The sequence below is a fragment of the Vibrio injensis genome (assembly GCF_001895205.1).
Taxonomy (GTDB): domain Bacteria; phylum Pseudomonadota; class Gammaproteobacteria; order Enterobacterales; family Vibrionaceae; genus Vibrio; species Vibrio injensis.
The window spans coordinates 38,816-55,789 of record NZ_BDJF01000027.1; the positions used below are offsets into that span (position 1 = coordinate 38,816).

The 16,974-nt window shown below is 43.9% G+C and carries 16 protein-coding genes; 13 read left to right on the top strand and 3 right to left on the bottom strand.

The features are described from left to right. The first annotated feature begins 390 nt into the window (after positions 1 to 390). Both BSR11_RS12325 and BSR11_RS12330 read left to right on the top strand, forming a co-directional pair. Positions 391 to 1,368, top strand: coding sequence for a VirK/YbjX family protein (locus BSR11_RS12325; RefSeq protein WP_240004068.1), 978 nt, complete (start codon positions 391 to 393; stop codon positions 1,366 to 1,368). 152 nt (positions 1,369 to 1,520) lie between these two features. Then, positions 1,521 to 1,769: an FxsA family protein gene (locus BSR11_RS12330; RefSeq protein ID WP_072670654.1), complete on the top strand. Its 249-nt coding sequence runs from the start codon at positions 1,521 to 1,523 to the stop codon at positions 1,767 to 1,769. 42 nt (positions 1,770 to 1,811) lie between these two features. Here the strand turns inward: BSR11_RS12330 and yghU are convergent, their stop codons facing one another. Further along, positions 1,812 to 2,672, bottom strand: coding sequence for a glutathione-dependent disulfide-bond oxidoreductase (gene yghU, locus BSR11_RS12335; RefSeq protein ID WP_072670655.1), 861 nt, complete (start codon positions 2,670 to 2,672; stop codon positions 1,812 to 1,814). A gap of 449 nt (positions 2,673 to 3,121) precedes the next feature. On the opposite strand from yghU, the gene cspE (BSR11_RS12340) reads away from it, so the two are divergent. From cspE (BSR11_RS12340) to BSR11_RS12360, 6 genes are all read left to right on the top strand, one after another. Further along, entirely contained in the window at positions 3,122 to 3,334 is a 213-nt protein-coding gene (cspE, locus tag BSR11_RS12340; protein ID WP_004397054.1) for a transcription antiterminator/RNA stability regulator CspE, read from the top strand. 258 nt (positions 3,335 to 3,592) lie between these two features. After that, on the top strand, positions 3,593 to 3,736 hold the full coding sequence (locus BSR11_RS17315) for a hypothetical protein (protein WP_167363660.1): 144 nt from the start codon (positions 3,593 to 3,595) through the stop codon (positions 3,734 to 3,736). A gap of 325 nt (positions 3,737 to 4,061) precedes the next feature. Next, complete coding sequence (locus BSR11_RS12345) at positions 4,062 to 4,343, top strand: YhdT family protein (RefSeq protein WP_072670656.1); 282 nt, start codon at positions 4,062 to 4,064, stop codon at positions 4,341 to 4,343. Next, the gene (panF, locus tag BSR11_RS12350; protein WP_072670657.1) at positions 4,336 to 5,802 is read left to right on the top strand and encodes a sodium/pantothenate symporter; all 1,467 of its coding nucleotides are present in this window, start codon (positions 4,336 to 4,338) and stop codon (positions 5,800 to 5,802) included. Before BSR11_RS12345 ends, panF begins: the two co-directional genes overlap by 8 nt. 451 nt (positions 5,803 to 6,253) lie before the next feature. After that, the gene (gene cspE, locus BSR11_RS12355) at positions 6,254 to 6,466 is read left to right on the top strand and encodes a transcription antiterminator/RNA stability regulator CspE (RefSeq protein ID WP_072670658.1); all 213 of its coding nucleotides are present in this window, start codon (positions 6,254 to 6,256) and stop codon (positions 6,464 to 6,466) included. Positions 6,467 to 6,849: 383 nt separating this feature from the next. Next, a complete protein-coding gene (locus tag BSR11_RS12360) occupies positions 6,850 to 8,589 on the top strand; it encodes a formate--tetrahydrofolate ligase (protein ID WP_072670659.1) in 1,740 nt (579 codons plus the stop codon). 133 nt (positions 8,590 to 8,722) lie between these two features. Here the strand turns inward: BSR11_RS12360 and folE are convergent, their stop codons facing one another. Next, positions 8,723 to 9,376, bottom strand: a complete 654-nt coding sequence (gene folE, locus BSR11_RS12365; RefSeq protein ID WP_004396634.1) for a GTP cyclohydrolase I FolE — start codon at positions 9,374 to 9,376, stop codon at positions 8,723 to 8,725. Between the two features lie 150 nt (positions 9,377 to 9,526). Here folE and moeA point away from each other — a divergent pair, with 150 nt between their 5' ends. From moeA to BSR11_RS12380, 3 genes are all read left to right on the top strand, one after another. Then, the gene (gene moeA, locus BSR11_RS12370) at positions 9,527 to 10,762 is read left to right on the top strand and encodes a molybdopterin molybdotransferase MoeA (RefSeq protein WP_072670660.1); all 1,236 of its coding nucleotides are present in this window, start codon (positions 9,527 to 9,529) and stop codon (positions 10,760 to 10,762) included. An 8-nt stretch (positions 10,763 to 10,770) separates the two neighbouring features. Beyond that, positions 10,771 to 11,523, top strand: a complete 753-nt coding sequence (moeB, locus tag BSR11_RS12375; RefSeq protein WP_072670661.1) for a molybdopterin-synthase adenylyltransferase MoeB — start codon at positions 10,771 to 10,773, stop codon at positions 11,521 to 11,523. Between the two features lie 79 nt (positions 11,524 to 11,602). After that, positions 11,603 to 12,433 carry a sulfurtransferase gene (locus BSR11_RS12380; protein WP_072670662.1) on the top strand — a complete coding sequence of 277 codons (831 nt, stop codon included), beginning with the start codon at positions 11,603 to 11,605 and terminating at the stop codon, positions 12,431 to 12,433. A gap of 40 nt (positions 12,434 to 12,473) precedes the next feature. On the opposite strand, the gene BSR11_RS12385 is transcribed toward BSR11_RS12380, so the two are convergent. After that, a complete protein-coding gene (locus tag BSR11_RS12385) occupies positions 12,474 to 13,463 on the bottom strand; it encodes a sugar-binding transcriptional regulator (protein WP_072670663.1) in 990 nt (329 codons plus the stop codon). Between the two features lie 487 nt (positions 13,464 to 13,950). On the opposite strand from BSR11_RS12385, the gene tal reads away from it, so the two are divergent. After that, entirely contained in the window at positions 13,951 to 14,901 is a 951-nt protein-coding gene (gene tal / locus BSR11_RS12390; RefSeq protein WP_072670664.1) for a transaldolase, read from the top strand. A gap of 78 nt (positions 14,902 to 14,979) precedes the next feature. Next, a complete protein-coding gene (tkt, locus tag BSR11_RS12395) occupies positions 14,980 to 16,971 on the top strand; it encodes a transketolase (RefSeq protein ID WP_072670665.1) in 1,992 nt (663 codons plus the stop codon). Positions 16,972 to 16,974: the final 3 nt, after the last annotated feature.

The following is a 16,974-nucleotide window of genomic DNA, read 5'->3' on the forward strand; positions in this document are numbered from 1 at the left end:
GAGCGAAAAGCGGCGGAACGAGTTACGACGCTTTTATATTGTTGGATAGCCAATGATGCTCAGGACAGATGGATTAATCCCCCCATTGCCGCTTATCACGACCGATAGGCGGCTTTTTTATTTTGATCCACTAACGATACTCTGCTCTCGGGTTATGGCTAACTCATATAACTTACAGTTATTAATCAAGGTCAATCAATACATTGATATAACTACAATTCAGGCTTTCGTTGACAGAAAAAGGACAATAGATCAGGAATTATGATTAAGAGATAAGCAAAGCGCAGCGTTATTAATAAGTGAGCACTATACATCACCTCGATTAAGACAATCCCATACAAAAAAGTACACAAACACTGTAGCGGCCTGCTTGGCTGTAGGTAATAATACTTGCTGGATATTATCTTTATTATAGTAGTGGTAATTCGTGTGCGTTTAAAATTAGCCTCGGCAGCTCATGCCCAAAGCCAAAAGCATAAATTGAGAGATATCAGTAAGTTTATTATTAGGTCTTATCTTTATCCTCGTCATTTCCAAAAGATGGTAAATTTATTCCATCATGAGCGTCGGCAACATATTTTTATCCGTCAGCCAAATTATATTATGAAATGTATGATTCCATTTCTACATATTGGTTTAAGTAAAAGTGATGTTATACAGCTCCTCGATGACCACCATTCATGGCTAGAGGCCACGTTTTCTCGTGCCGCTATTTTAAGAATACATACAGATAAATTATATTTAGGCAACATAAATATTGACGATAAAAATTATCAGCTTACTTTAAGCTTCGATGGAAGAATACGTAAAGAAGCTGAATTAGCATTATCATTAGAAGATAGTATCGGCCATACTTATTATACTTTAGGCTTCACGATTCAGAACGATCTATTATTAATTGGTTGTATGCAAGGTACTATTAATGATAATGGTTTTAGTCGCACATTCACCAAAGCTATCTATGGTTTAAGGCCTAAATCATTTATGGTTGAAGCGGTTCAATTTATCGCTCAATATTTAGATATAAAATCGATTTATGCGGTTAAAAATTCAGCCCATATTTATAACGCAAAGCGATATGGTACAAAAAGCGATACCATCAATTTAGACTATGACCAATTATGGCAAGAACACGATGGCATAGAGCACAATCGTTGGTTTTACTCTTTACCCTTGTATGCTAAGCGTCGCACAATGGAAGAAATAAAGCGTCCGAAACGCAAAATGTACCGTGAGCGATATGCATGGTTAGACGCTTACCAGCAGCAACTCTATGCCTTGTTGCAGCCATCATTACTCTATCCTCATAATCTTAAGATGAGTATAGCTGAGCAAGTCGCTTGGCTAACCGATGACTCAACTCAATAACCCATTAGCCAGCGTCCATAATAGGGAGGGCGACACATTCTCCCTATGTGAAACTTTTCATCAACGTTAATACCATTTGAATAAGCATCGTTCATGTTTTCTTCATCACAGATGAGGTATGATAAATTGATATCGATTTAGGGAGACTGTTTATGTATCGAGTATTAGTAACCACCTTGACATTAATCTGCGGTTTTTTCGCCTTAATCTTTGGCTTACTACTCGCGATTCCACTCACCTTGATCGCCATCATCAGCGGTAAGCGGTTAGAAAGGCAGCTAAGACGCCGCCCTTTTCATCAAGCTCACAATAACGAAAGTGAACATGTTATTGAAGGTGAGTTCGAAGAAGTACCACATCGGGAACAACATTCCGAACAACGTAGCGATCACCGTCAATAACATTTAAGGTGGCGTTTTACTCGTTCACTGGACGATTTCAACTTACTTCGGTTGCAGTGCCAATATGCGATCAATATCTTGTGCGTTATGACGCTCAGCTAACTGCTCCCAAGCCTCTCCCCATGTTCGGTTGACAATTCGACCACGTTGCACTGCCGGACGTTCTGCAATGGTTTTCGCCCAACGTTGTACGTGTTGATAAGATTGCACATCCAGAAACTCAGCCGCATTGTAAGCATTGCCTAACACTAGATTGCCATACCAAGGCCAAATCGCCACATCAGCAATCGTATATTCTTCACCCGCAATATAAGTCTGTTTGGCCAGTTGTTTGTCTAACACATCCAGTTGACGTTTCGCTTCCATTGCAAATCGATTGATAGGATAAGCAAACTTTTCTGGAGCATAAGCATAAAAGTGACCAAATCCACCGCCCAAATAAGGCGCCGAACCTTGTAACCAAAACAACCAATTCATCACTTCTGTCCGTTTGGGTAAAGCTTGTGGTAAATAATGACCAAATTTTTCAGCAAGATAAAGCAAAATATTGCCCGATTCAAAAACGCGAATCGGCGATGCTAACGAACGATCCATCAATGCAGGGATTTTCGAGTTAGGATTAACCTCAACAAATCCAGATCCGAATTGCTCACCATCACCAATTTTTATCAAAAAGGCATCATACTCCGCTTGTTTAACACCTAATGCTAATAACTCTTCAAGCAAAATAGTCACTTTTTGCCCGTTAGGTGTTCCCATTGAGTACAGTTGAATCGGGTGTTGACCTATCGGTAACACCTGTTCAAAACGAGCACCAGAATCAGGTCGGTTAATACTTGCCCATTGTCCGCCATTTTCACTCTCCATGGTCCAAACCTTAGGTGGTATATATGCTTGTGTCATTACACTCTCCTTGCTTGTTATTATCTTGTCAGTAAATCTTGCCAAAACATCGTTTATACCCAAACGACTGGAAGTTGCAGGTAGACGGTAAGTGAGTGAATCCCCATGAGCATAGGCAAATGATGCGATTGGGGAGCCAACACCGCTGCTGCTTCAAGTAGGAAGAAGATACTCATTGTTAATTAACTAAGATATTGGGGCAGTTTCCAAACGTTCAAGCGATACCACGATCATCTCGGAATAAATAAGTCTCGCTATTTATTCGGCAACGTGTATAGTGAACTTGGCTCTTAAAGCAGAGTTGTTAATGTGACATAAAGTGTAAGTTTTTGATCAGAAAACCATCGATACCCTTCGTTTAGTGCCTGTACAAGTTTACCTTCATCTACCATTCAATTGCTTATCTATCAGCCAACATTAATTTAGTATCATAAAATATAGAGGTAATTATGTCAGGTAAAGTGACAGGTTCAGTAAAATGGTTCAACGAAACTAAAGGTTTCGGTTTTCTTACTCCAGATAACGGCGGAAGTGATGTTTTTGTTCACTTCAACTCAATCGCTTCTGAAGGATTCAAAACTCTCGCTGAAGGCCAAAAAGTAAGCTTCAACGTTGAGCAGGGCAAAAAAGGCCCTCAAGCAGAACAAGTAACCGTTCTGTAATAGAATGTTGATGGCGTGATACTTTATCACGCCATTGTTTTATCCATCACTTCCTTCTCCGCTTTGAGAAAAGCTTGCCACTCACGATACCGCACGACCAATATTTCTCGTTGAAATAACACTGAAATAGAGGTGTTAACGATGATGCACGGATTACATTCACTTTTGTGCAACAAATCTAATAACTCGGTTCTTAAGCTGGCCTTTAATCCTCATTAGTGTACTAATAGGAATCATTTTTTAATGGATGATACCAACATGGCAAAAGCCCCAAAAAAAACCAAAACAACCGCTCCTCAAGCAGATAGCAATGAGAAAACTCCGTTAACTCAACACCAAACGCGTAAAAAAATTGAAGATATTCTTGAGCAAAGAGCCTTTGAAAAACAGTATGGTGAGTAAATTACCTCAGGCCGATTGCCTTTTAGCAGCCGTCATTCGCTAAAAGGCCAACGCCTCACCCTCTCTCCCCATTTTCTTAGTTAAGTTAACCATGTTGAATTAATTAATACGTATCCGCACCAAACCACTCTGTCAACTTCATGCAATATTTTTTGTTTCTAACGATAGATTTGTAATACCATACCCCCCCTTAGAAACCAGCACCTCCCAAACTGTTCGCTCTTGCCATCATCGGCTTTGTTCAACATTAGGATTAAGCACACAGATAGCGATAATCCGATGTTGGCTCCAAGTTGCTAGGGATGCCTAATCACTGAGGATACGGATGAACAACCAACAACGTATTATTCAACAAACTCACCGCGAAGCATTAGCTGCCCTACTTCTCGCTTTGAGTTACTTTATCTGGTGGTATATCACGGCTTACGGCTTCTCTGCACCTTTTGATGATCTTGAATTGCCACCGCTCTACTTCGGAATGCCACTGTGGTTTTTACTCTCTTGTCTTGTAGGCCCGCTGATATTTACTCTGCTCTGTGCCTTAATGGTCAAATTCATTTATCGCGATATTAGTCTTGAACCAGATGTGAAAACCTACGATGAATAACCAACTTCTCTTACCTCTTATTATTTACTTAATAGGCGTATTTGCGATCGCTTTTTTTAGCCGACGTAGAACAACAGATGGCGGCTTTCTTAATGAATACTTTCTTGGTGGGCGCAGTATGGGAGGCTTTGTACTTGCGATGACGCTCGCGGCGACTTATGCCAGTGCTAGCAGCTTTATTGGTGGGCCGGGGGCCGCTTACAAGCTTGGTTTAGGTTGGGTCTTGTTAGCGATGATCCAGTTACCAGCAACTTGGTTAACGCTCGGTGTATTAGGCAAAAAGTTTGCAATTGAAGCTCGTCGTCATAATGCTTTGACTCTCAATGATATGTTATACGCTCGCTTCAAAAGTCGCAGTGTGGTCATATTGGCATCGACGTCTTTATTACTGGCATTTTTTGGTACGATGGTCGTACAATTTGTCGGTGGAGCACGCCTATTACAAACGGTTACTGGGCTCTCTTATCAACATGGTTTAATGCTGTTTGCTTTTACTGTTGGTCTTTATACAACAATCGGCGGGTTTCGTGCGGTAGTAATGACCGATACCGTGCAAGGGATCATGATGTTAATCGGAACTTTTGTGTTGTTAGCAGGGGTTATCCACGCTGGCGGTAGCCTTGGTACACTAGTCACGGAACTGCATCGTATTGATCCTGCGTTAATTACCCCCTACGGCCCCGATCAATTCCTCAGTCAGCCATTTATGTTGAGCTTTTGGATACTGGTTTGCTTTGGTGTGATTGGGTTACCCCATGCCGCCGTTCGTTGTATGTCTTATAAAGACAGTCAATCGTTACACAAAGGTATAATCTTAAGCACCATCATGATGGCTTTGTTGATGTTTGGCACCCATTTATCGGGAGCATTAGGGCGCGCTATCGTGCCGGATCTTACTAGCCCAGATCAAATCATGCCGACCTTAATGATCACCGTTCTTCCGCCTTTATTGGCAGGAATTTTCCTCGCCGGCCCCATGGCCGCGATTATGTCGAGTATTGATTCACAGCTAATCCAAGCCTCGGCGACATTATTAAAAGATCTCTATCTTAACTATATTAATCCCAGACTTATCGATGAGCCGCAGGCAGAAAGTAAGCTGACTCGTTTATCTTTATGGGTGACGATGATTTTTGCCTTATTGGTGTTTTTTGCAGCCACCAATCCACCGGAGATGATTGTTTGGCTTAACTTAATGGCACTCGGAGGTTTACAAGCGGTATTTCTCTGGCCTTTGGTACTCGGTTTATATTGGAAAAAGTCTTCATCAACAGGCGCATTGAGTTCAATGATAGTAGGGCTCACCACCTACACGAGTTTAATGTGGTTAAAACCTGATTTGGCCGGAATCCATCCCATCGTCCCTACTCTACTGTGTGGATTGCTCAGTTTTATTATGATGAGTTATCTAAAACCGGATACAGGGCAACCGCTTGCAGAAAAAATGGCTGAACGTTAAGTAAACCAAGTAAAATGCATTTCGATCTTTATTATTCTTTAGATGACCACAAGGTTAATAGAGACAAAAAAGTGCCTATAAGCTCGAAGGAGAACATCACTAAGTATGTGGGTATGGAATATGAGTGAAATTCTTTAAATTCAATACATAAGAATTATCCCATAAGATATCAGGCGTTAAACATAAACTATAACTCTTTGTTATCTATACACAAGCTCTGTAATAACGAGCCAATATTAAAAATAATTCTCGCTATTTAGGATTCTGTGTGTATAGTTAGAGTTGGCTCTTACAGAAGAGTTGTTAATGTAAATTCAGTGTAAGTTTTGTTTTATACAAGTCGCGAAACCTTTCGTTAAACCTGTGTCAACTACACCTAGATAGACCATTCAATAGCTTGCGTTATCAGCCAAAATTCATTCTATTAAATTTAAGATATTTAGAGGTAACTATGTCTGGTAAAATGACAGGTACAGTAAAATGGTTCAACGAAACTAAAGGTTTCGGTTTCATTTCTCAAGACAACGGCGGTAAAGATGTGTTTGTTCACTTCAACTCAATTGTCTCTGAGGGCTTCAAAACATTAGCTGAAGGTCAAAAAGTAAGCTTTAATGTTGAAGAAGGCAAAAAAGGCCCACAAGCGACTGAAGTCACGCCTTTATAAGCCAAATTTCAAAACGCAGTGCTTAGCACTGCGTTTTACTTCACTCCCCTGCACTCTCGTTTATTCTTCGCTTATTGCAGTCACACTTTATTCGGAAATCTATGTCTAGAAGATCGACCAGACAACGTCAATGGTACAAACTATCTTGCAAGAAAGATGCTTTTCGTACCAATAAATAACTCTTCTCACCGTATCTATAATCTATCACTCTACTGAGCCATAATACTTCCAATTTGTCTGCTGAGATCATTAATCCGTCAGCATGTAACGGAAGGCTGAGATGTCTCTTTTTACTATCAATCTCCTTTACAAGCATTTTTTACACGTTACTATCGCAGCAAAATGGTGTTCTTCACCCTATTTAGCCTTACTACGAGGGTTTTATGCTGTCAGATAGTGAGATTTGCCGTACAACTCCCCTACAACATATTGAGCGCATCGCTAAAAAAGCGGGCTTATTGGCTGATGAATTTCACGGCCAAGGCACTTATAAAGCCAAAGTTTCCTTACACTGCTTACAACGCCTTAAAAATGTTTCTTCAGGGAAATTGATCTTAGTTACGGCCATTACTCCTACGCCACTTGGCGAAGGTAAAACGGTGAGCACGATAGGCTTAGCGCAAGGCCTTGCGCACTTAAACCAATCCGTTATCGCTTGTATCCGTCAACCCTCCATGGGACCAGTTTTTGGTGTCAAAGGCGGAGCAGCAGGTGGTGGCTATTCACAAGTTGCACCGATGGAAGAGCTCAACTTACATCTTACCGGTGATATTCATGCCGTCACTTCGGCGCATAACTTAGCCGCAGCAGCGATTGATGCCCGCCTATACCACGAAACTCGTCTCGGTTACCAAAATTTCTCCATACAGACAGGGTTACCTGCACTGCGAATCGATCCTCAACGTATTGTTTGGAAACGAGTGGTCGATCATAACGATCGCGCTCTGCGTTACATCACTGTCGGCCGTAATCCTGAAGGCCAAACAGCGAACGGCATTGAACGAGAAGACGGTTTTGATATTTCCGCCGCTTCTGAATTGATGGCAATTTTAGCTTTGGCAAAAAACTTAGCCGATTTACGTCGCCGACTTGGTCTGATTATTCTCGCTTATGACCTCGATGGACAAGCGATCACCACCGAAGATCTCAAGGTCGCAGGGGCCATGGCGGTTTGTATGAAAGACGCGATAATGCCAACGTTAATGCAAACCTTGGAGGGCGTTCCAACCCTCATTCACGCGGGTCCTTTTGCCAACATTGCCCATGGTAACTCATCGATTATTGCTGATGAGATTGCCAGTAAACTAGCGGATTACACCGTGACAGAGGCTGGTTTTGGCTCTGATATGGGCTTTGAAAAAGCGTGTAATATTAAAGCCAATGTAGCTAATAGAGCCCCAGATTGTGCCGTTATCGTCGCAACTTTACGTGGAATTAAAGCCAATTCAGGGCTATTTGATCTGAAACAAATAGACAGTCAGTTACTTTTTCAGCCCGACGACGCGGCACTGACCGCCGGCTTCACCAACTTACAATGGCATATTGATAATGTGAATCGCTATGGTATTCCAGCCGTGGTGGCCATCAATCGTTTTCCACAAGATAGCGAAGAAGAGCTTCAGCAACTACTTAGTTTGATTAAACGTCTACCTAATGATGTCAAAGTCGCCGTTTCAGATGCCTTTTCTCAAGGAGGGTATGGCGCACTAGACCTTGCCCAGCAAGTCATCGCTCAATGCCAAAAAGCCACACATTTTAAACCTCTTTATCAAGCGCAAGATTCACTGCTCAATAAGCTCACTGCGGTTGCGAAAAGTTATGGCGCAACGACCATCGAGCTCAGTGCACTGGCTAAGCAACAACTGGCCGAATTAGAAACACTACCTTATCAGCATTTCTCCGTTTGTTTGGCTAAAAACCCGATGTCTCTCACCGGAGATCCCGCTATTAAGGGTGTACCTAAAGCCTTTACTCTCACCATTAGAGAGTTAAAACCATGTGCTGGTGCAGAATTCATTTATGCCCTATGTGACAACGTGCTTACCATGCCCGGACTTCCAGCAAAACCCAGTTTTATGGCGATTGATCTCGATGATGATGGCAACATCACTGGTTTGAGTTAACCGCTCTAAATTAACCCATTCTAAGTTAACCATGGTGGTGACTTATTGAACAAAAAAGCCCTAACGGATTTAATGCTAGGGCTTTTTTCTTCATTACTTTTTCTTCATTAATAAAGCAAACAAATATTTAGTCTTAACGTAATCCGTGCAAAAACTCGGCGCGGGTGGCTGGGTTAGATTTAAAAATCCCCCCTAAAGCCGTCGTGGTGGTTACGCTTGTCGCATCCATAACACCTCGAGACTTTACACAATAGTGAGTAGCGTCAATCGTTACCGCGACATCGTCCGACTCAAGTAAGGTCTGCAACGCAACTAGAATCTGTTGCGTTAAACGCTCTTGCACCTGAGGGCGCTGAGCAAAAAAACGTACAATGCGATTAATTTTTGATAAGCCGATGATTTTACCACGTGGAATATAAGCCACCGCAGCTTTACCATCGATGGTCACTAAATGATGCTCACAGGTACTGGTCACGGTAATATCTTTAACGCGTACCATTTCACTGACTTTCATTTTATTTTCAATGACGGTGATTTTTGGGAAGTTTTTATAATCAAGCCCAGAGAAAATCTCATCAACATACATTTTGGCAATGCGATGTGGTGTCTCTTGTAGACTGTCATCTGCTAAATCTAAACCCAGAAGAGTTAAGACTTCACGCATATGAAATTCAATTTGCGCTTTTTTCTCTTCACGGCTAATTGCATTGGGTTGCATTGGCGTTTCCTGACCGCGGCTCTCTAACGCTGCCTTCACTAACTGGGCGGATTCGCTCAAAATTGACATTTCCCCTACCTCTTCATTACCCCTCTCGAATGGCAGACAAGAATACTCGGATTTTTGAATAATTACATCCCTATTTTATGGACGGACATTATTGTCACGCCCTTTCTGTGTTAAAGTACCAACAAAAATAACCACCATAGGATCACCAATATGGGCTGTTGTGATGCGCCGGGCTTAATGCCGATTGAAGATGCGCTGCATTCCATGCTTTCTCGTATTATCCCAGTGAATCAAACACAGCAACTACCGCTTGCTGAAGCTCTGGGATTTGTCTTAGCCGAAGATATTCTCTCTCCGATCCCTGTACCTCCTTTTGATAACTCAGCGATGGATGGCTATGCCGTCAGACGCGCTGATATCGTCCATAATCAGCCCTTGCCGGTCGTAGGAAAGTCGTTTGCTGGTCAGCCATATGCTGGGGAGTGGCCACCGATGACCTGCATTAGAATTATGACTGGCGCACAAATTCCAATCGGTTGCGATGCGGTGATCATGCAAGAGCAAGCGCAAGTCACTGAGCAAGGTATTCGATTTGCTGTGACCCATGTTCAACCAAATACCAACATTCGTCCGATGGGCGATGATATCGGACACAATGATCTGGTCTTGCGCAAAGGTGCACGTTTAACCGTTCGTGATATCCCAATGATCGCGACTTTAGGTATTGGTCATGTGAGCGTATTACGTAAACCTAAAGTCGCCTTTTTCTCTACCGGAGATGAACTAAAACCACTCGGTGAGGCGCTCTCTGAAGGGCAGATTTACGATAGCAATCGCTATGGTATCAAACCGTTGCTTGAAAATTTTGGCTGTGAGGCTATCGATCTGGGGATCATCCCTGATTGCCCAGAGACATTAAAAGCGACTTTTCATCAAGCGCAACAGCTTGCTGATGTCGTCGTCACATCTGGTGGCGTCAGTGTCGGCGAAGCTGATTACACCAAAGATATTCTTGCCGAACTTGGCGAAATTGGTTTTTGGAAGCTCGCGATAAAACTAGGTAAACCTTTTGCTTTTGGTCGATTGGAAAACGCTTGGTTTTGTGGTTTACCGGGAAACCCTGTATCGGCGATGCTGACCTTGTATGTTCTGGTGCAGCCTATGCTGGCCAAACTGGCAGGACACAGCGAATGGCAAGCGCCTCAGTCTATTCCTGCTCGAACTAAAAGTCCCTTCAAAAAATCGCCAGGTCGCACCGATTATCAGCGTGGTATTTATCACCTTGAAAATGGGCAGTTTGTCGTAGAGAGCACTGGTAATCAGAGTTCTGGCGCTTTTCGTTCAATGAGCCTTGCCAATTGTTTTGTGGTATTAGAGCAGGATCGCGGGCGAGTAGAAGCTGGTGAAATCGTGAATATTCAGTTGTTTAATGCCTGTTTATCTTAAGGAACACCATGGATATTTTATCTGACCAAGAGATGCTGCGTTATAATCGGCAAATCATCCTTAACCAGTTTGATTTTGAAGGACAAGAGGCGCTTAAACAAAGCTCTGTATTAATTTTAGGTGCTGGTGGTTTAGGATGCGCGTCCAGTCAATATCTTGCAACAGCAGGTGTCGGTACAATAACCTTAATTGATGATGACTGCGTTGAACTATCGAATTTACAGCGCCAAGTGTTACATAGTGATACCGATGTCGGGCGTAAAAAAGTCGATTCGGCTGCAGAATCATTGCGCCAACTCAATCCTTATCTAACCGTCAATACGGTGGATCAACGTTTGACTGACGCGCCGTTAAAACGCTTAATCGAACAACATACTGTAGTGGTCGATGCTTCGGATAATGTCGAGGCGCGTAATCAATTGAATCGACTCTGCTTTGCAACGAAAACGCCGTTAATATCTGGCGCGGCGATTCGTATGGAAGGCCAAGTCTGTGTATTTCGATATCAGCATCCTGATGAACCTTGCTACCAATGCTTGAGCGCTCTTTTTGGCCACCACGTACTCACTTGCGTTGAAGCGGGAGTAATGGCACCTGTCGTCGGTATTATTGGCGCGGTCCAAGCCATGGAAACAATCAAAATCATCGCCGATTATGGACACACCAAACTGGGTAAGCTTTTAATCTTGGATGCCTTATCAATGACCTGGCGTGAGATGACTTTACCTAAACAGGCCAGTTGCCCAATTTGCCACACCTGAAGGATAACGACGTGAAAAACGCGGTATTTTTATTGCGCCGCATGATCACTACTCCCTCTTATTATAAGGAATAAGCCGCATGTCCCCACTGATTACTCCAACTTGGCTCTATGAACATTTAAGCTTACCTCAGTTAGTCATTTTGGATTGCAGCATTGAATTTCAGATTCCGAGCGAAGGTGAAAAAGATTGGCAAAACAAAATCCCCGGCTCACGTCGATTTGATTACGACCATGAGTTTTGTGACATTGATAGTGCGTTGCCACACATGATGCCTGCCCAAGCGCGTTTTAACCATCTCGCACAACAATTGGGCATCAACCAAGATTCAGTGATTGTCGTCTACGACAACAGTGGGACGTTTGCTTCTCCTCGCGCCTGGTGGATGTTCCGTGCTTTCGATCATCAGCAAGTCTATGTTCTCAATGGTGGATTACCAGCATGGAAAAAGGCAGGCTATCCTTTGACTCAAGCGTACTTAACGACCGTACAGAATGGTGATTTTACTGGTGAGCTTGATCCACGTTACTTTGTTGATGCTAACTACGTATTGAGCAAACTCAACGATCCGGCCAGCCTTACCATCGATGCACGCTCAGCAGAACGTTTTCTGGCTCAGATTCCTGAACCTCGCCCAGGCATACGAAGTGGTCATATCCCGCGTTCATGCAATCTGCCCTTTACTCACTTGGTGAATGGTGGCGAGCTAAAACCAATCGACGAATTAAGTTCTATTCTCGCCGATAACCTCTCGGCTGCTGATGAGCATCTGTTTAGCTGCGGATCAGGCGTGACGGCGTGTATTGTTCTTCTCGCCGCTTATCTTTGTGGTTATCAAAACCTCGCCATTTACGACGGTTCATGGACAGAGTGGGGACAACGCGATGAGCTACCTATCGAGCCATCCTGATCGCGTCATAGCCATTGACGGATGGCACTGCGTTAATCATCTACTGTACGTTGCGCATCTGTTCATCGAGGTTTAATACCGTCAGAGCATTACTGACGCTAGTGGCAATAACATCTATCGCTCCGGTGCGTAATGCTCCCAGCAGCGCCAGCGGCTTACTGTTTTCGGCCGCAATGGCAATCACTTCAGATATGGGCCGAAACTCGTCAATCCCCAATCCAATTACCCGATCACTCATCACGGTATTGGCGATTTGCCCATAGATATTAAAGAAATCGTAACCAGCAAAATCACCAACAACACCTTGCTGTAAGCGAGACTGAACGACTTCGTCAGGTGTAAACCAACCGAGGTCAACCATATAACTGTTTTCACTCATATCGCCAATCCCGACTAAGGCAATATCGGCTTTACGAGCTAAATCTAAGGTTTGCTTAACCGTTGCATTTTGCATAAAAGCCAATTTTTGCGCGCGATTTTCCGCATAAGCCGGAGCGTATAGCGTTTCCGATGTGCCGCCGTATTTTTTCGCCATTTGGCGACAAATATGATCGGCATTAAACATCCCCCCACGAGGATGAATACCACCAATACTGCATACAAACTTACAATCTCGTGGCGTAATGACGCCGATATGATGGGCAACTGCCGAGACATTTCGACCTTGTCCAATAGTCACAACCATGCCATTTTTTAACGTGCCGGATAGATAATTTGAAACTAAGCCCGCAACTTGTTGCCTTTGTTGCTCTTCATTCGGTTGATCCAAGGCTACTAGAGCACGTTTTATACCAAAACGTTCAATCAATCGCTGCTCAATTTTCGCACTAAAAACAGGGTGGTATTTAACGGTGATTTCGACAATACCTTCATCACGCGCCTGCTTGAGCATACGTCCAACTTTCGCTCGTGAGATAGCAAATTTTTTAGATATCTCTTCTTGGGTCGCTCCATCTTGATAATAAGCGACAGAAACTTCCGTGAGTAAGTCGGTACTTTCGACAGATATATCTTGATGCAAAGTCGTCATGATGATCTCTTTATTCTGCAAACCCATTGAAATTGAGAGCCGCAGCGAATAGGTGGATAACAAAAAACATGAGCACGCTGACAATTAACGCTTCAAACAGTAAGGAGCAGGCGCGCAAAAAAACGAACATTGAGCATATGCTCATCGTGCTAGGATAAGTGAAGTCCGCCTTCATTTGCAACATTTGTTCATGACAATGACATTTTCTCAGCATAACAAGTTTCTCTCAATCAACCCTTGTCGTGACTAGCTTAGATTAGGCAAACGTTTCTTTTTCTACCTGCGAAATAAATAACATAAAATTGTTGATTCACATCACCATAAGCCACTAACTATGATTGACTTTCTAACTGGATAAGATAAAGATGGTCACATCATTTACTCAACGAACGAGCAAATGTTCAAAGCATAAGTTCGGTCGCTGATCATAATTGCGTTAGCTTTTCTGCCATACATTGGCTTGGCCAAAAGAAATAGGATGAACGATATGAGCAACAAATTAGAGCAACTTCGTAAACTGACTACTGTGGTTGCGGATACTGGTGAAATCGATGCCATTAAAAAATACCAACCTGAAGACGCTACCACCAACCCTTCGCTGATCCTAAAAGCTGCCCAAATCGCAGAATACGCGCCGCTGATTGATGCTGCTATCGAATACGCAAAATCACAAAGTTCAGATAAAGCACAACAAATCCAAGATACCTGCGATATGTTAGCCGTGAATATTGGTAAAGAGATCCTAAAAACGATTCCTGGACGTATCTCAACTGAAGTCGATGCTCGCCTCTCTTACGACACCGAAGGCAGTGTCGCCAAAGCACGTCAACTGATCAAAATGTATAACGATGCTGGGATCAGTAACGATCGCATCCTGATCAAACTCGCTTCTACATGGGAAGGTATCCGCGCAGCGGAAATTCTTGAGAAAGAAGGCATCAACTGTAACCTCACGCTGTTGTTCTCTTTCGCGCAAGCTCGTGCATGTGCTGAAGCTGGTGTCTTCCTCATCTCACCATTTGTTGGTCGAATCATGGACTGGTATAAGGCAAAAGAAGGTCGTGATTTTGCACCGCAAGAAGATCCAGGCGTCGTATCAGTAACAACCATCTACAACTATTACAAAGAGCACGGCTACAACACCGTCGTGATGGGTGCAAGCTTCCGTAATATTGGTGAAATTTTAGAGCTTGCTGGTTGCGACCGTTTAACCATTGCACCGTCACTACTGGCTGAGCTTGAAGCAGCAGAAGGCGAAGTCGTTGAAAAATTAGTCGATTCAAAAGGCACCAAAGCTCGCCCTGCACCAATGACTCACGCAGAATTCCTCTGGGAACATAACCAAGACCCAATGGCAGTTGAAAAACTGGCTGAAGGTATCCGTAACTTCGCCGTTGACCAAGGTAAACTGGAAGTCATGATTGCAGCGAAACTGTAATTCGCTCAGGAATTAAAATTTGGGGAACGATTGACGTTCCCCTTTCATTTCTAAATCTACTATTTGTCGGTAATTATTATGGAACGTAAACAACTCGCTAACGCAATTCGTGCATTAAGCATGGATGGAGTTCAACAAGCAAATTCTGGTCACCCGGGTGCACCAATGGGTATGGCGGATATCGCTGAAGTACTTTGGCGCTCACACCTAAATCACAACCCACAAAATCCACAATGGGCTGACCGCGACCGCTTCGTGCTGTCTAACGGCCATGGCTCAATGCTGATTTACTCACTGTTGCATCTAACTGGTTATGAATTGTCGATTGACGACTTGAAAAATTTCCGTCAACTGCATTCCAAAACTCCAGGCCATCCAGAATACGGCTATGCACCCGGTATTGAGACCACTACCGGTCCACTAGGCCAAGGTATCACCAATGCGGTAGGCATGGCGATGGCAGAAAAAGCACTGGCGGCTCAATTTAACAAGCCAGGACATGACATCGTTGACCACTTTACTTATGTGTTTATGGGCGACGGCTGTTTGATGGAAGGTATCTCCCATGAAGCGTGTTCGCTGGCGGGCACTCTAGGCCTTGGTAAACTGATTGCCTTTTGGGATGACAACGGTATTTCGATTGACGGCCATGTTGAAGGCTGGTTCTCAGACGATACACCAAAACGCTTTGAAGCGTACGGCTGGCATGTGATCCCAGCGGTTGACGGCCACGATGCAGACGCGATTAACGCGGCGATTGAAGCGGCCAAAGCTGACCCACGTCCAACACTCATCTGTACTAAAACCATCATTGGTTTTGGTTCACCAAACAAATCTGGCTCTCATGATTGCCACGGCGCACCACTAGGCCACGATGAAATCAAAGCGGCGCGTGAATTCTTGGGTTGGCAATATGGCCCATTTGAAATCCCAGCTGATATTTACGCTCAGTGGGATGCAAAAGAAGCGGGCCAAGCTAAAGAAGCGGCTTGGGATGAGAAATTTGCGGCTTATGCTGCCCAGTACCCAGCAGAAGCAGCTGAGTTCAAACGCCGCGTTAATGGCGATCTTCCTCGCGAGTGGGAAGAGAAAGCCAATGCGATCATTGCTGAGTTACAAGCGAACCCGGCCAACATTGCGTCACGTAAAGCGTCGCAAAATGCCCTTGAAGCGTTCGGTAAATTATTACCAGAATTTATGGGCGGCTCTGCAGACCTAGCGCCGTCAAACCTGACTATGTGGTCTGGCTCAAAATCACTCACCGCTGAAGATTTCTCTGGTAACTACATTCATTACGGTGTGCGTGAATTTGGTATGACCGCCATTATGAACGGTATCGCATTGCACGGTGGCTTTGTCCCTTACGGCGCGACCTTCTTAATGTTTATGGAATACGCGCGTAACGCCCTGCGTATGGCGGCGCTGATGAAAGTACAAAACATTCAGGTTTACACTCATGACTCGATTGGTTTGGGTGAAGATGGTCCGACTCACCAACCGGTTGAGCAAATCGCTTCACTGCGTTTAACTCCGAATATGAGCACATGGCGTCCCTGTGACCAAGTGGAATCTGCAGTAGCCTGGAAACTGGCGATTGAACGTAAAGATGCACCATCGGCACTGATCTTCTCACGTCAAAACCTCGCTCAGCAGCCTCGCACCGCAGCGCAAGTGGCTGATATTGCTAAAGGTGGTTATATCCTTAAAGATTGCACTGGTAAACCTGAGCTCATCTTGATTGCAACGGGTTCTGAAGTGGAGCTAGCGGTGAATGCGGCGGCTGAACTGGAAGCACAAGGTAAGCAAGTCCGCGTGGTTTCAATGCCATCAACCGATACCTTTGATAAGCAAGATGCGGCTTACCGTGAAGCGGTATTACCTGCCGACGTCACTAAGCGTATTGCCATTGAAGCTGGTATTGCGGATTTCTGGTACAAGTACGTTGGTTTTGGCGGCAAGATCATCGGTATGACGACCTTTGGTGAATCGGCACCAGCGGATCAGTTGTTCAAGATGTTTGGTTTTACGACTGAAAATGTGGTGAAAACGGCTAAAGAACTATTGGCTTAATCG

Coding starts and splice junctions, on each gene's coding strand:
- BSR11_RS12330 (WP_072670654.1), top strand. CDS start 1,521: ATGTATCGAGTATTAGTAACCACCTTGACATTAATCTGCGGTTTTTTC.
- yghU (WP_072670655.1), bottom strand. CDS start 2,672: ATGACACAAGCATATATACCACCTAAGGTTTGGACCATGGAGAGTGAA.
- cspE (WP_004397054.1), top strand. CDS start 3,122: ATGTCAGGTAAAGTGACAGGTTCAGTAAAATGGTTCAACGAAACTAAA.
- BSR11_RS17315 (WP_167363660.1), top strand. CDS start 3,593: ATGGCAAAAGCCCCAAAAAAAACCAAAACAACCGCTCCTCAAGCAGAT.
- BSR11_RS12345 (WP_072670656.1), top strand. CDS start 4,062: ATGAACAACCAACAACGTATTATTCAACAAACTCACCGCGAAGCATTA.
- panF (WP_072670657.1), top strand. CDS start 4,336: ATGAATAACCAACTTCTCTTACCTCTTATTATTTACTTAATAGGCGTA.
- cspE (WP_072670658.1), top strand. CDS start 6,254: ATGTCTGGTAAAATGACAGGTACAGTAAAATGGTTCAACGAAACTAAA.
- BSR11_RS12360 (WP_072670659.1), top strand. CDS start 6,850: ATGCTGTCAGATAGTGAGATTTGCCGTACAACTCCCCTACAACATATT.
- folE (WP_004396634.1), bottom strand. CDS start 9,376: ATGTCAATTTTGAGCGAATCCGCCCAGTTAGTGAAGGCAGCGTTAGAG.
- moeA (WP_072670660.1), top strand. CDS start 9,527: ATGGGCTGTTGTGATGCGCCGGGCTTAATGCCGATTGAAGATGCGCTG.
- moeB (WP_072670661.1), top strand. CDS start 10,771: ATGGATATTTTATCTGACCAAGAGATGCTGCGTTATAATCGGCAAATC.
- BSR11_RS12380 (WP_072670662.1), top strand. CDS start 11,603: ATGTCCCCACTGATTACTCCAACTTGGCTCTATGAACATTTAAGCTTA.
- BSR11_RS12385 (WP_072670663.1), bottom strand. CDS start 13,463: ATGACGACTTTGCATCAAGATATATCTGTCGAAAGTACCGACTTACTC.
- tal (WP_072670664.1), top strand. CDS start 13,951: ATGAGCAACAAATTAGAGCAACTTCGTAAACTGACTACTGTGGTTGCG.
- tkt (WP_072670665.1), top strand. CDS start 14,980: ATGGAACGTAAACAACTCGCTAACGCAATTCGTGCATTAAGCATGGAT.